Consider the following 14,929-nt stretch of genomic DNA (forward strand, 5'->3'; position numbering starts at 1 on the left):
TTTGATTATCAAACATTGCTTTATCAAGGATTATTTCATGAAGATATTTCGTACCATTCGAGGCCGCTATACCCTCGCGTTTGGCGGTTTAGCACTGATTTTTTTAGTGGTTGTGATCTCCACCGAGGCATTGGTTCATTATTTACAAAACAGCATGGGCAAGTACGCTTCTGGCGCGTCGTTAATTCAGAACGCCGATAGAGATTTGTACCAGTCACGCTTAGCGCTATCGACGTTTCTTTTTGCTCATGAAACGCAGTCAAAAGAGGACGTATTACTCAATGCACAGCAAGCATTTGATCGAATGCAGCAATTTAGACAGCTCACAGGAGATATCACTGAAATCACCCACTTATTGGCAAATTTTGAGGCCACTTACCAACATTGGTTCGCCAATACGACACAGATAATGGAACAAAATGATGATGTCGCCATGATGCGGTTTATTGATGAAAACCAAACAGCTTTCATCAAATTACGCAGCTTGTATGATCAATCTGAAGGTCTTATTGGCAAATATGCGACCCTTGAAAGACAGACAATCAATGAATACACCAATCGCTTCAAACTTATAGTTGGTGTGTTGGCAGCCGGCGTTCTACTGCTCAGCATCTCGCTGGCTTGGTTTGCACCACGCAATATTTCCAGAGCCATTAAACAAGTCACCTTTGGCGTTCGACAAATAAGCTCTGGCGATGGCGATTTAACCCGTCGTATTAACAGCACCAAACCAGATGAAACGGGTGAGTTAAGCCGCGAGCTCGACAGTTTTGTCGCCCGCCTTGGCAGTTTAATTGGTCAAGTTCGTCATGGCTGCGAGCATATTCGCCAAGAAATGTCTCACTTAGGAGAGTCCGCTTCATCGTCTGCTGACCTGAGCGAACGACAAAACCAAGCACTGGAATTCATCGTCACGGCAGTAGAAGAAATGGGCGGTGCGACCCGCGATGTCGCAAGGAATGCGGCCAACACGGTTGCTGAGGTTGAATCGTTAAACCATTCCGCTGACAACGGCATCATGCAACTGAATAATGCCATTGCACAATTAGATCGTCTTTCAACACAAATCCAGCAAGCTGCCATAGTCATCAATCAACTGTCTGACCGTTCAGATCGTATCGCCTCAGTCTTAGATGTCATTCTGAGTATTTCGGAACAAACCAATTTATTGGCTCTAAACGCGGCAATAGAAGCCGCCAGAGCGGGCGAACAGGGTCGTGGATTTGCGGTTGTCGCCGATGAGGTACGCAACCTCGCCAGTAAAACCCAAGCGTCCACCGAAGACATTCAATCTATGATAAACGATCTGCAGGCCGGGGTTAGCAACGCAGTTTCTTCCATTAAAGAAAGTGTCGAGATGACACAAGTCAGTGTGGAGCTCTCCCACAAGACCATGGAGTCTATCGCGATTGTAAAAACATCCGCAGGGCGTATTTATGATTTTACCGCCCAAACCGCCAGCGCCACGGAAGAGCAAAGTAAGGTGACGGATGAGATCAATGAGAACCTATCCAATCTATCTGCAATGTCCAAAGAGGTAATGAATATATCCAAACGTATCAGCCACTCGGTTCATGAGACACTGACCAATTCAAATGAGCTAGCCGGACAAGTTAAGCGCTTCACTGTTTAATAAAGTACTTCTTAAAACCCAAAAAACCGTCGTAATCATCCATCAATTTCGACGGTTTTTGTCTATTTCATGCTATCTAAATGGCGTCGTAAAATGTGGATTGTCTATAAAAGTGGTATCTGTGAGGCTAGTCAAGAAAGCAATGAGTTGCTGCTTTTCATCGTCTGTTAACACAAAACGATGTAACTTATCATCAAGCAAAGGAGACGCTTCCCCTTGCTGAGCAGCACGTCCGCCAGCCGCATAATGCTCTATTACCTCCTCAAGTGTCGCAATAGAACCATCATGCATATAAGGCGCTGTTTTCGCGATATTGCGCAAGGTTGGCGTTCTAAATCGTCCTCGATCTAATGCATTTCCTGTGTGTTCATACAAACCTTGATTACCTTCTGGATACGCACCTTGTCCGTCTAGGTTATAAAGCCCCGTATTATGAAAAACGGGCGCTTGCGTCGCGTCGGAAAAGTGTACCCCCGAATGACAAGCGGAACACCCAACTCTGTCACTCATAAACAACGCTTCCCCTTGTTTCGCCTCCTCGCTCATGGCACTGTCATTGTGATTGTACTTGTAGTCATCGTAAGGAGATTGATAGCTTATTAAAGTACGTTCAAAAGAAGCTATCGCTTTAGTAATGGTATCGAAGCTAATTAGGGGATTTTGATTAGGAAAGGCTTTATAAAATAAATCTGGATAAATAGGGTCACGCTGTAAAAACAAAATTACTTTACCTTCTTGGCCTTTGGTATCCATTTCAATAGGATGAGTACCAAAGATAGGAACCTTTGCTTGGTCTTCTAAGCGCACTTCATTAGGGTTCGCCCAGGTCAGCGTTTTCATATAGGCCACATTTACAATCGCCATGGCATTCCGGCTATGAAACTGTCCTGTAACACCAACAGAAACAGGTCTTTGCTCTGAAAATGAATGTTCAGGCATATGACAAGTAGAGCAAGACATGTAACCGGGCCCAGACAAATTGGCATCATAAAAGAGACGCTGACCTAGCGTGACTTTTTCCTTGCTAATTGGGTTATCCGCAGGGACGGTAGGAACCGGCATCCATGCAGGCAATGACCAAATATAATCGCCTGCATAAAGATAAGGAGTACAAACTAGCAACATCAAACCCAAAGCAAGATGCTCAACTTGGGATGAAAGATAAGCACATTTGACCTCCATCAAACCTCCCAAAATCTTTTATTTCAGACATAAATCCGTTTTGATAATAAATGCCCCATACTGTACAAAATAACAGCAATGGGAATATTCAACAACAAAACCAGTAGACAATCCATCGCCACAGCCAATACAAAAGCGAAAACTGCATCCAAATATAGGCATACATTTCCCAACAATAAGAGGAAAAAAGACGTTTTCATCTGCATTTACCAGCCCTCCTTACTTGCACAGATTAAAGATTAGTCCCTAAGTTTTGAGAATTCACGATCTAGATCGAATTTTTTAGATGTAACATGTCGTTCTATTTCAGTCACTCGCCTCGTTGCATCATCCAATTTTTCTTTAGCGCGACGTAATCTTGAGTTCGCACTATCAGCGTACTTAAACATCTTCTTTGGCCGATAACTTTGTTGATGCTCATCGTATTCATATTCGTACCCATCCTCACCTTTGGGGCGAACATCCAAGAACCACCAAAGCGCGATATAAGCAATAACCACAAAGCTACCAAGAAATAAAAAGCCCCCAAAGGTAAAAAGCCGTACCACCCATGCGTCGACATCAAAATGGTCTGCTAAGCCAGCACATACTCCCCCGAAGTAACCTTTTTTCTTATTACGATATAAATTCAAATTCCAGCCATGGGATTTTTTAGACTTAAAACTTTCTTTCATTTTGCCATTCATCATTTTATTCCTCTCGACTGACTAATCCTCTACTGCTCAATTACTCGAAGATCATCGGTACTCATCATTATCTCTACTACGCCAATCAGGGCTTTCTACATCTAAGATTTTTTCCAACGCTTGTACGCGATCTGTCAATTTATCAGCCTGCATTAATAGAGACTCTAACTCCCGCTTATCACTCTCATCTAATCCCTTTACGGCACGATTCTTACTTCGGTAATGCAATAACAACCAAATAGGTGCCACTATCGACATAAAAATGATGGTAGGAACAAACAAAAATACAGCCATACTCATAGTGCAATTCCTTTTTTATTAACTGATAAAGATTCAGCTTAGTTGGCCTTAGTCATTTTCTCTTTCAGACGAGCCAACTCATTGTTGATATCATCATCTTCCGCTAAGGCATCAATTTGTGATTTCAGATCTGCTTTTGGCTGCATGCCGATATCCATAGACTCAAGTTGACCTTCTAAGCTATCAACACGGCGCTCAAAGCGTTCAAATTTCTCAAAAGCATCGTCTAATGCTTCTTTATGATTCTGACGTTTCACACGCATACGACTTTCTACGCTGGATTGACGCAACAACATGGCTTTTTGCTTAGCTTTGGCATCATTCAATTTGATTTGTAACTGTCCTACTTCTTCATTTAAATGCTCAAGGTGCTCATCCAAAGCAGACAATTCTTTATCAATGACTGCTATCTCTTTTTCTATTTGCTGCTTTTCTGCAAGAGCGGCTCGAGCTAGGTCTTCTCGCCCTTTATTAATTGCCAGCATAGCTTTGCTTTCCCACTCTGCTGCTTCACTGCGCATACGCTCCAAACGGCGTCCTGTGGTTTTACGATCAGCAATCACACGAGCAGAGCTAGAACGTACTTCGACTAATGTTTCTTCCATCTCTTGAATCATCATTCGAATCATTTTTTTGGGGTCTTCAGCTTTATCCAGCAATGAAGTTAAATTGCTATTAATAATGTCCGTCATTCTTGAAAAAATACCCATGGTCTTATCTCCTATTTCATATGCAATTAATGAATTTCTTCATCTTGCTATTACAGCATTCGTGCCAAATTCCGTAAGCCTATGATTATTATTAATTTATTGATTTTATAGTGCTATTAACTCAATTTTTAATGGTTAAAATAGCTATTATTTAGTATTTTTAACCATATAAATTTGGCAAATTAAACCAACTACATTAAGAGCACTCAATACGCTTATGAAAAATAACCAAAGAGTCATTGGTAGCTCTCAGGCACTAGCAGATGCACTTGACCATGCCTCGATTCTGGCAGAAATTAATCGACCGATTTTGATCTGTGGTGAACGAGGCAGCGGCAAAGAGCTCATTGCAGAGCGATTGCATTATTTATCACCTCGCTGGGACCAGCCTTTTATTAGCCTCAATTGCGCTGCCATTAGTGACAGCTTAATGGAAAGTGAATTATTTGGTCATGAAGCGGGGGCTTTTACTGGTGCAACCAAGACTTACCAAGGCAGATTTGAACGTGCAGACGGCGGCACCTTATTTCTTGACGAACTAGGCACCATGTCTCTTAGGGTACAGGAAAAGCTACTTCGTCTTATTGAATATGGTGAATTCGAACGCCTCGGCAGTGCTAAAACTCAACGAGTTAACGTTCGAATTGTCGCGGCAACGAACGCAAATTTACCTTCTCTTAGCAAGCAAGGCGAATTTCGTGCAGACCTACTTGATCGCCTTACCTTTGATGTTATTCAAGTTCCTCCATTACGAGATAGAAAAGAAGACATCGAAGAATTGGCCAATTTTTTTGCGATAAAACTCAGCACGGAACTTGGCTGGGAATATTTCCAAGGGTTTAGCCCCAAAGCACTAACATCTTTAAAGCAATATGATTGGCCTGGCAATATTCGTGAACTTAAAAACGTTGTAGAGCGTTCCGTTTATCGATGGGGCTTCCAAGCAGATCCCGTTGAGAAAATCGTAATTAATCCTTTTACTCATGCAAATGAAGAAGCAAGCGACAGCCTCATCAATACACAAGCCGTATTGGCAACCACAATAGATTCAAAACCATCAGGCTTTTCCCTTAATTCATCTTTGAGTTTGAAAGAGCAGACCTTTCAGCTGCAACAACACTTAATTCAGCAAGCTCTTAAAGAAAATCAACACAATCAGCGACTCGCCGCTCAATCATTGGGACTCACTTATGATCAATTTAGGGGGTTGCTCAAGAAGCTCAAATAACCTCTTAGTTATCTGAACAAGCTTTCTTATTACACTGTATTCAATTCTCGCACGTTAAGATGAAAATTCACCAGCCAACATAGCTTGTTGAGACAATCCTCCTTCCGTATAGTCCGTGTTTTATACTATTGACGCTTGACACACTATTTTCGCCCTTTTAAGAAAAGACTTGATGGCGACAACATTATATAATGTTATACTATAACAAATTAATAACGGACATTGATTCGCCTTGATTAACCCAACCCTCTCAACGACTAAGCACCTTACACAACAAGACGATGCTTCTTATGCGTTTTTTTCTGGCTGCCAGCCCGCCGGCATACAGTTGAACGACGTCGCTTGGTCCCCTTATCGTGACAAGACGTTACTCAAGCCAATCACGGTTACGGTTCACCCGGGTGAATTTCTCGCGATTGTGGGGCCAAATGGCTCCGGCAAAACCAGTTTGTTACGTTGTCTTTATCGTACCAATAAACCGACCAACGGTACGATTTTACTGGACGGTAAAAATCTTTGGTCCTTGTCGCCACGCCAATGTGCACAGCGTATTGCGACCGTTTTACAAGACACTGGTGGCGAGTTTGGCCTAAGCGTATTCGAGATGGTAGAAATCGGCCTAACACCAAAATCGCTAATGTGGGGTCGATCAGAAGAAGACACTCATATCATCGAAAGCACCTTAGTACTTCTAGATGTGGCGCATTTAGCCGATCGGTCTTTTGATTCTTTGTCCGGCGGTGAACGTCAACGTGTGATGATCGCTAGGGCCTTGGCGCAACGGCCCGATGTGCTTATTTTGGACGAGCCAACAAACCATTTAGACATTCGCCACCAACTCGATGTATTGGCTTTGCTGTCAAAGCTACCTTGCACCATTATTGTGTCTTTACACGACTTGGCACTGGCGTCCGCCTACGCTGACCGAGTGTTAATCATGCAAGAGGGTGAAATGAAAGCCTGTGCACCACCCAACGAGGTATTCACCAAGCAACGGATAAAACAGGTATTTGATGTGGAGACTATTATTGATGAACACCCCGTCACACAAAGACCAAGATTCTCTTTTTATATCAATGATTAACAGGAAAGATTCATGACAGCGAACATCAATACAAACATCAAACGCGCTTTATTACTCACTAGCACCGCCTTAACGGTTTTTTTACACACGGGTCTAGCCAGCGCCTCTGGCTATCCAGTTACGGTACAAAGCTGTGACCGCCAAGTCACCCTTGATCAAGCCCCAAAAGCGGCGGTATCAAATGATGTAAACCTAACGGAGATGATGCTGGCACTTGGCTTGCAAGATCACATGGTCGGTTTTACAGGGGTATCTGGCTGGAAAACCCTTGATCCTACACTGCGAAATGGCATCGGCGAGTTACCAGAACTGTCCCCAAAATACCCAAGTAAAGAAGTGCTATTAGGGGCCGATGCCGACTTTTATTTTGCTGGCTGGAACTACGGCATGCGTGTCGGTGGCGGCGTCACACCCGATACCTTGGCACCACTCGGCATTAAAGTGTATGAGCTAACCGAAAGTTGTATTCATATTATGGATAAACCGAAAGTCTCCATGGACGATATGTACAACGACCTATTAAATCTAGGCCGCATCTTTGGCAAAGAAGAGCAAGCGCAAGCCTTAGTAAAAAGCTATCAACAAGATCTAGCCAATTTCCAAGCGAACCTCACTCCCTTAAAAACCACACCAAAAGTCTTTGTGTATGACTCGGGTGAAGAACAACCTTTTACTTCTGGTCGTTATGGTATGCCAACCGCGTTGATTGAAGCCGCAGGCGGAAAGAACATCGTCGATGATGTGCCAAAAAGCTGGACACAAATAGGCTGGGAAGCCGTTATTGACCGCTCTCCAGAAGTGATCGTTATCGTCAATTACGGTGACGTTACTGCAGAGCAAAAAATTAACTTCTTACGCAGCAATCCCGCTTTCGAGAATATTCCCGCGGTGAAAAACAATCACTTTGTGGTATTGGAATACGTAGAAGCCACACCCGGACCACGAAATATTAAGGCGATAAAACGCTTAGCCGAGGCATTTAGAACGGCGTTATGAAATCTAACCACACAAAGCTGACCATCATGGGACATGTTCCCTTGCCTGCGCTGTTCATTATGCTGAGCCTCTTGCTGCTGTTACTAATGGGCATTGCGATTGGTGTTGGCTCAGTTTCCATTAGTCAATCCACCGTGTGGAGCGTGATCGGTCATAAGCTGTCGATCACCAACACCTTGCCTAACTGGTCGATGGGTCGAGAAAATATTATTTGGGCTGTGCGTTTACCTCGCACGCTGCTCGCAGCTATGGTAGGTGCGGCCTTGGCGATTGTCGGTGCGGCTTTACAATCGGTTACTCGCAACCCGTTGGCCGATCCGCATTTATTGGGTGTGTCGTCAGGTGCTGCGCTCGGAGCGATTATCGCCTTGCTGCATACAGGCATGATATTAGGTGTGGTGACCGTGCCCGTGTTTGCTTTTCTAGGTGCCCTGTTGGCAATGTTTCTCGTCTTGGCGGTGGCAAACTTTTCCTCAGCACACAGTGCAGGACGCTTGATTCTAGCGGGCGTCGCCGTCGCCTTTGTACTGACGGCTTTGGGAAATCTATTCATCTTTATGGGCGATCATCGCTCGTCTCATACCGTGATTTTCTGGATGCTCGGCGGCTTAGGACTGGCGCAGTGGGGACAACTTTGGTTTCCGTTGGTGACTCTCTTACTGGGTTCCGGCTATTTGATCTACAACGCTCGTTACCTTAATGCTATGACTCTTGGCGATGAAAGCGCCAGCACGTTAGGCGTTCCGGTCGAGCGATTCCGCCTGATTGTGATTGTTGTCTGCGCACTACTTACTGGCGCGGCCGTTGCCTTTTCTGGTGTCATCGGCTTTGTCGGCTTGATGGTGCCACACATTGTGCGTTTGTTGGTTGGTGGCGATTACCGTAAAGTATTGCCTTTATCTGCTTTAGTAGGCGCTCTTTTTCTGGTAACAGCAGACATTGCTTCGCGAGTGCTTATTCCCCCTGAAGACATGCCGATCGGCATTATCACCGGCCTTGTCGGCGGCATCGCCTTCGTCTTCCTGATGCGACAAAAACGTAACGTTTCCTTGTAAATCAGCCTGTAAAAGAAGGCTTGCTTTATTGAAATCCAACACCCAAAATACTGGTTATATGTACAGTTTTTTGGGTGTTTTTATGTCTTCTGCTTTTACCAATAACAACGATCAAAAGGGCGAGAGATCCCCTTTCAATCACCCTATCAAGGGGCGCGGCACAGCCAACAATATGGCAGGACGCTTTGCTATTACGCTGATTGAAGTGGATGAAAACGATGACGCCATTGCCTTACTAGAAACTTCGTCGCCTAAGACGGAAGTTCGTCATGAGCGTGCCAAAAGTATTATTAGTCGCAATTCGTCTCCTGATATACCTTTCCGCATGTCGGTAAATCCTTATAAAGGCTGCGAGCATGGCTGTATCTATTGCTTTGCTCGGCCTACTCATGCGTATTTAGATTTATCACCTGGGTTGGATTTTGAAACCAAGCTGGTTGCCAAAACTAATGCCGCATTTTTGTTTGAAGAAGAACTAGCGCATCCTAATTATCACTGTGAACCCATTGCATTAGGCATTAATACCGATGCCTATCAGCCGATTGAAAAACAGTTCAAGATCACTCGTCAGTTATTGGAAGTCGCCTTGGCGCATCACCAACCGATCTCGCTAATAACCAAAAGCACCTTGATACTCAGAGACATAGATCTACTCACCCAAATGGCAGCAAAAAAGCTCATTCATGTGGCGATCAGTGTGACGACGCTCAATAACGATTTAAAGCGTATTTTGGAACCCAGAACAGCGTCTGGAAAAACACGTTTACAAATCATTAAAACCTTACGCGAAGCTGGGATTCCGGTATCGGTTTTGGTCGCACCAGTGATTCCTTTTATCAACGATAATGAACTAGAAGAAATCATCGCGGCTTGCGCGGAGGTTGGTGCGCAATCCATCAACTACATCATGTTGCGTTTGCCCCACGAGGTGGCACCTTTGTTTGCGGATTGGCTCCACCAGCATTATCCAGATCGAGCTGAGCATGTTTTACAACGCATTATGGACATGCGCGGTGGCAAGCTCTACAACAGTCAATTTGGCAAACGTATGACAGGGGAAGGCATCTTTGCAGATTTAATCAATCAACGATTTCATGTCGCACGACGCAAATATGGATTGGATGACAACCGGTTAAGCGATCTCGATTGTCGCCATTTTGCCGTTCCGCCAAAAAAAGGCGATCAGATGGCGTTGTTTTAGCGTTTTAAAACAGTTAAATGTCACAAAACATTCCCATCGAGCAAACGTTCTTTAGGAATGTTTTGTTTCAACACTGCATCACGTAAGCGGCTACAGTTTATTATTAAATTGGCTAACTGCATCAACCACTTGCCTTGCGCCAGTTTGAATGTCCGTCATAACATGACCCGCTTCAGTAGAAAGGTCGAGCGCTTTATCGGCTTTTTCCATACTTTGCGCTATTAACGCGACGGCTTTTTCAGTCAGATTTTTATTATCACCAACCACTTTAATGATCTCTTCGGTGGCCGAACTTGTTCGAGAAGCTAGCTGTCTCACTTCATCAGCCACTACGGCGAAACCTCGCCCTTGCTCGCCTGCTCGTGCCGCTTCTATGGCTGCGTTCAATGCAAGCAAATTCGTTTGATCAGCAATACCTCGAATGCTTTCCACAAGCTCTGATACTTTGGTCGACTGAGTGTTCAGCTCAATAATACCTTTACTCGCATCCCCCATCTGCACTGACAGCTCGTCCATGGTTTGAATCATTGATTCAATCACCTTTTTACCAGCAATGGCGTCGGCATCACTCTGCTTAGAAATGCCATAGGCGATTTGCGATGTTTCGGAAATCGCAAATTCACGATTCATTTGCTCTGTAATCACGGTAGCAAATTTAACCACTTTGTATAGTTCACCACTGTCATCATGTATTGGGTTATAAGACGCCTCTAACCACACAGTATTTCCATGGCTATCGAAACGCTTAAAACGCTCAGAAACAAACTTACCTGATCGTAGTTGACGCCAAAAGTCTTGGTATTTTTGCGATTCCACTTCTTTCGGATCGCAGAACATTTTGTGATGTTTTCCTATTATCTGACTTTTTGAATAGCCCATACTTTTTAGAAAGTTATCGTTGGCATTTAAAATGATGCCATCTAGGCTAAATTCAATCACCGCAGACGAGCGGTTCAATGCAGCTAACATATCTTCATCTTCTTTAGATTGAGAGATAGTACGAGTCAGTTCTGCTGAATAAACTTCCAGTACTATACGCCCATCGTCGGATTGATGTCTCGGCTGAAGAATTGAGCGATACCACACTTCTTTGCCATTTCTATCTTCAACTTGCAAAGCACCATGCCAATGCTTTTTATCACGAATAGCAGCCAACATTTTTTGACAATGATCTTTTTGTAAAGACTTTTTAAGTATCAAATCTTTAAGGTTTTTATCGATAAGCTCTGCTTTGTCAAAGCCACTGGACTTAATGAAAAGCGCATTAGCATCAATTATCTTTCCCTCAGGCGTTATGGAGAAATACAACATTTCTTGTCTAAGGTCAGCTTGCGTCTCTTGGAAGGAAGCTAACTCTTTTTCTAGCTCTGTAATACGAGTCAGTAATTTATTGTTTCCAAATAGCATTTGCATACCCCTCATACACCACCATTCTAATTGAGCTAGAGTAACGAATGTTTTCTATAAGCTCGATGATATTTTTGTATCATTATGAAACTACTTAGTACTATTTGTACAAAAACATTATGTAAAATAACCAAATCAGTTTATAAACAAGGCTTCAATTTATTCCCCCCTTTTTTGGAATCAATTTACATGCCTAGTGATGATTTTATCGATCTGCTCAAACTGCTTATTCGTGCCCCTAGTGTGGTTGGCGCTGAGCATTCATTTTTCCGTGTATTACAACGCGAACTGGAAGAGCGAGGGGCAAATGTCACTTGGTACGAAGGTTTGTTGGTTGCTCAAGGCAGCGATCCGTTTAGCACCATGTTTTCGGCGCATATCGATCGTCACGGTTTGGTTTGTACTGGTCCGAATGAATTCCAATACGCGGCGTTTGTTTCAGCAAACCGCACCGATCTATTGAATAACTCGGTTTCTGAAGAATTGATGACCAAGGTGACAGAGCGTTTCAACCATGAAGAGATCTATGCTTACGAGCCCTGGTCTGGCATTTACCGTGGTAAAGGCACAATTAAAAGCTCTTACGTTTGTGAATTCCGTAACAACTTAATTTTCGAAACCGTAGGGTTAGAAGGCGTGGTTGCAGGTACGCCAATTGCCTTTAAAGACCAATTACATGTGGTCGATAATCGACTTGAAGGACAACTCGATAACGTCATTTCTGCGGCCGCCTTGGTGCATCTTTTTGATCATGGCTTTAAAGGCACTGCCTTTTTTACCGCACAAGAGGAAGCCGGAAAAAGCTGGCGCTACCTGCTTGAGTGGTTCCGTCGCTTTGGTGGCTCAACCAACCGTTTATTTGTGGTCGATACCAGTCCGTTTCCCAACGTAGAAGCCGCCAATGAACAACTGCTCGTGTTGAGGGAAAAAGACGCCAACGCGACCTTTAACCAAGACAGCACCAAATTGCTCGAAGAGCTTTGTGTCAAAAACAACATCAGTTACTTATATAAAAATCGCTACGTTGAAAAAGAAAATGCCAAACGGGCTGAGCAAGGATTGCCGCCAAGCTCGCTAGGCAGTACCGAGCTTGGTCGTATTATCGCCGCATCCAATGGTTTGGTGGATGGTACCACCATTCAAATCCCGACCATCGGCTATCACACCATGCACGAATCAGCGGCCGTAGAATCCGTGGACGCCTTTATTGACATGTTAAAAGTCGTGTCGAATATTTAAGTTCGCTTCATTCTATAAATGGTCATTACTTGCAACACATAAACCTCTCGCTTCGACATAGACATTCGAAGCGAGAGGTTTTATCGACGAAAACACATTAAGACGACAAGATTGCCAGCTCTTTTCGAATAATGTCTGCGCCAGCACTCAAGGCATGTAGCTTGCCCCTTGCCACCGCGCGAGGCAGCGGCGCCATACCACAGTTAGTACAAGGGTAAAGCTTGTCGGCATCGACAAACTGCAGGGCTTTGCGCAGAGTATTGGCGACTTCTTCTGGTGTCTCAATGGCATGGTTCGCCACGTCGATGGCGCCGACCATGACTTTTTTACCGCGAATCAGTTCGAGCAATTCCATTGGTACATGAGAGTTATGGCATTCGAGAGAAATGATATCGATATTAGATTGTTGCAGCTTAGGGAAGGCTTCTTCATATTGTCGCCATTCAGACCCCAGCGTCTTTTTCCAATCCGTATTGGCTTTAATGCCGTAGCCATAACAAATATGTACTGCGGTTTCGCATTTAAGGCCTTCGATGGCTCGTTCTAAACAAGCGATGCCCCAATCATTCACCTCATCAAAAAACACATTAAACGCGGGCTCATCAAACTGGATGATATCCACACCCGCTGCTTCTAACTCTTTGGCTTCTTGGTTAAGAATTTTAGCAAATTCCCACGCGAGCTTTTCGCGGCTTTTGTAATGGTCATCATAAAGTGTGTCTACCATTGTCATGGGGCCAGGGAGAGCCCATTTAATCGGTTGCTTGGTTTGCTGGCGTAAAAATTTAGCCTCCTCAACAAACACTGGCTTGATACGACTAACAGGACCAACAACCGTCGGCACGCTCGCATCATAACGATCACGAATTCTTACGGTCTGACGATTCTCAAAATCCACACCGCTGAGGTGCTCAATAAAAGTGGTCACGAAGTGTTGCCGCGTTTGTTCACCATCACTGACGATATCAATGCCCGCTTGCTGTTGCTCTTGCAGCGAAATACGCAACGCATCCTGTTTACCATCAATGAGTTGATCTCCCTGCAATTTCCAAGGCGACCAAAGGGTTTCTGGCTCTGCCAGCCATGTGGGTTTAGGCAAACTGCCGGCTGTTGATGTGGGTAGAAGTGTGTTATTCGTCGCTGTTGTCATAATAAAAATACCGTCTATTAAATGTAATATTGACCAAGCCGCCATGGATTCTAGCGTTTATGCGTAACTCGCAGCCCACTGTTCAAGTACCCTTTGGTAGGGTTTTAGAAAGTGCTGCTCAGCAAATTTGCCTTGTTCACTCGCCAATTGACTGCGCTCTTCACGGTCATAAACAATCTGTGTTAATGAATGATCCGAGTTTTTTAAATTTGGCTGATAACATTTCCCAGCAACCGTATTGGCATTGTAAATTTCTGGTCGGTAGATTTTTTGAAAGGTTTCCATCGTACTGATGGTGCCGATAAGTTCCAGATTGCTGTAATCGTTAAGCAAATCCCCCACAAAATAAAACGCCAACGGTGCTGCACTGTTGGCAGGCATAAAATAACGAACCTGTAAGCCCATTTTCTGAAAATATTGCTCGGTCAAAGAGGTTTCATTTGGTTGATATTCAGCCCCAAGAACAGGGTGTTGGTTTCCGGTGCGTTGGTACGTTTTGTTGTCTGAAACACTCAGACAAATAACCGGCGGCTTGGTAAAGTTTTCTTTGAAGCTGTCTGATGCCACAAAGCTTTTAAAGAGCTTTCCATGTAGATCACCAAAGTTATCCGGAATGCTAAATTCTTTTTGGCCTTTGTTATGGTTTGGCAGCACGACGCTGAAGTCGTAATCGCGGACATAAGACGAGAAATTGTTTCCTACAATACCTTCGATACGCTGCTCAGTGTGATGATCAACAATATTCGTCTTCAAAATTTCAATGATGGGAAAACTCTGACCCTTTCCTTCAACATCAACATTGACCGAAATAATGTCAAGCTCAACAGAATAGCGGTCTCCCTTTGCGTTGTCCCAATGCGCCAAGACATTAAAGCGATTATTAATCATCCTTAACGCGTCGCGTACATTCTGTTGTCGTCTCGCTCCCCTAGCCAGATTCGCAAAGTTGGTTGTGATGCGAGTGTTGTCTGAAGGGCAATAGTTTTCATCGAAGAAAAGATTCTCAATGGTAAAGGTAAACTCGTTATTCATGATGATCTGACATCCTATTTTCTGAA

15 protein-coding genes are annotated in these 14,929 nt (G+C 44.0%); 7 read left to right on the forward strand and 8 right to left on the reverse strand.

The genetic code is table 11. The features are described from left to right. Positions 1–37: 37 nt before the first annotated feature. Positions 38–1,633 carry a methyl-accepting chemotaxis protein gene (locus DK187_RS10950; protein ID WP_111607387.1) on the forward strand — a complete coding sequence of 532 codons (1,596 nt, stop codon included), beginning with the start codon at positions 38–40 and terminating at the stop codon, positions 1,631–1,633. A 72-nt stretch (positions 1,634–1,705) separates the two neighbouring features. Here the strand turns inward: DK187_RS10950 and DK187_RS10955 are convergent, their stop codons facing one another. Genes DK187_RS10955 through pspA form a run of 5 tightly spaced genes read right to left on the reverse strand, consistent with a single transcriptional unit; the run spans position 1,706 to position 4,511 of the window. Then, the gene (locus tag DK187_RS10955; protein ID WP_111607388.1) at positions 1,706–2,815 is read right to left on the reverse strand and encodes an MbnH family di-heme enzyme; all 1,110 of its coding nucleotides are present in this window, start codon (positions 2,813–2,815) and stop codon (positions 1,706–1,708) included. A gap of 23 nt (positions 2,816–2,838) precedes the next feature. Then, on the reverse strand, positions 2,839–3,021 hold the full coding sequence (locus DK187_RS10960) for a hypothetical protein (RefSeq protein WP_111607389.1): 183 nt from the start codon (positions 3,019–3,021) through the stop codon (positions 2,839–2,841). A gap of 33 nt (positions 3,022–3,054) precedes the next feature. After that, on the reverse strand, positions 3,055–3,504 hold the full coding sequence (gene pspC / locus DK187_RS10965; protein WP_111607390.1) for an envelope stress response membrane protein PspC: 450 nt from the start codon (positions 3,502–3,504) through the stop codon (positions 3,055–3,057). Between the two features lie 48 nt (positions 3,505–3,552). Further along, the gene (gene pspB / locus DK187_RS10970) at positions 3,553–3,801 is read right to left on the reverse strand and encodes an envelope stress response membrane protein PspB (protein ID WP_111607391.1); all 249 of its coding nucleotides are present in this window, start codon (positions 3,799–3,801) and stop codon (positions 3,553–3,555) included. 38 nt (positions 3,802–3,839) lie between these two features. Beyond that, positions 3,840–4,511, reverse strand: a complete 672-nt coding sequence (gene pspA / locus DK187_RS10975; RefSeq protein ID WP_111607392.1) for a phage shock protein PspA — start codon at positions 4,509–4,511, stop codon at positions 3,840–3,842. A gap of 217 nt (positions 4,512–4,728) precedes the next feature. On the opposite strand from pspA, the gene pspF reads away from it, so the two are divergent. From pspF to DK187_RS11000, 5 genes are all read left to right on the forward strand, one after another. After that, on the forward strand, positions 4,729–5,739 hold the full coding sequence (gene pspF / locus DK187_RS10980; protein ID WP_111607393.1) for a phage shock protein operon transcriptional activator: 1,011 nt from the start codon (positions 4,729–4,731) through the stop codon (positions 5,737–5,739). Positions 5,740–5,971: 232 nt separating this feature from the next. Then, the gene (locus DK187_RS10985) at positions 5,972–6,823 is read left to right on the forward strand and encodes an ABC transporter ATP-binding protein (protein WP_111607394.1); all 852 of its coding nucleotides are present in this window, start codon (positions 5,972–5,974) and stop codon (positions 6,821–6,823) included. Between the two features lie 12 nt (positions 6,824–6,835). Next, complete coding sequence (locus tag DK187_RS10990; RefSeq protein ID WP_111607395.1) at positions 6,836–7,819, forward strand: ABC transporter substrate-binding protein; 984 nt, start codon at positions 6,836–6,838, stop codon at positions 7,817–7,819. Next, complete coding sequence (locus DK187_RS10995; RefSeq protein WP_111607396.1) at positions 7,816–8,874, forward strand: FecCD family ABC transporter permease; 1,059 nt, start codon at positions 7,816–7,818, stop codon at positions 8,872–8,874. Before DK187_RS10990 ends, DK187_RS10995 begins: the two co-directional genes overlap by 4 nt. Positions 8,875–8,956: 82 nt before the next feature. Further along, positions 8,957–10,075, forward strand: a complete 1,119-nt coding sequence (locus DK187_RS11000) for a PA0069 family radical SAM protein (protein ID WP_111607500.1) — start codon at positions 8,957–8,959, stop codon at positions 10,073–10,075. Between the two features lie 90 nt (positions 10,076–10,165). Here DK187_RS11000 and DK187_RS11005 read toward each other — a convergent pair whose 3' ends face one another. Then, positions 10,166–11,482 carry a methyl-accepting chemotaxis protein gene (locus tag DK187_RS11005; RefSeq protein WP_111607397.1) on the reverse strand — a complete coding sequence of 439 codons (1,317 nt, stop codon included), beginning with the start codon at positions 11,480–11,482 and terminating at the stop codon, positions 10,166–10,168. A gap of 189 nt (positions 11,483–11,671) precedes the next feature. On the opposite strand from DK187_RS11005, the gene DK187_RS11010 reads away from it, so the two are divergent. Beyond that, positions 11,672–12,721 carry a peptidase M42 gene (locus DK187_RS11010; protein WP_111607398.1) on the forward strand — a complete coding sequence of 350 codons (1,050 nt, stop codon included), beginning with the start codon at positions 11,672–11,674 and terminating at the stop codon, positions 12,719–12,721. A 97-nt stretch (positions 12,722–12,818) separates the two neighbouring features. On the opposite strand, the gene DK187_RS11015 is transcribed toward DK187_RS11010, so the two are convergent. Together DK187_RS11015 and DK187_RS11020 are read right to left on the reverse strand one after the other, a co-directional pair. Then, the gene (locus DK187_RS11015) at positions 12,819–13,871 is read right to left on the reverse strand and encodes a methionine synthase (protein WP_111607501.1); all 1,053 of its coding nucleotides are present in this window, start codon (positions 13,869–13,871) and stop codon (positions 12,819–12,821) included. A gap of 57 nt (positions 13,872–13,928) precedes the next feature. Next, positions 13,929–14,903, reverse strand: coding sequence for a DUF1852 domain-containing protein (locus DK187_RS11020; RefSeq protein WP_111607399.1), 975 nt, complete (start codon positions 14,901–14,903; stop codon positions 13,929–13,931). Between the last annotated feature and the right edge of the window lie 26 nt (positions 14,904–14,929).

This window comes from Marinomonas arctica (assembly GCF_003259225.1).
GTDB classification, from domain to species: domain Bacteria; phylum Pseudomonadota; class Gammaproteobacteria; order Pseudomonadales; family Marinomonadaceae; genus Marinomonas; species Marinomonas arctica.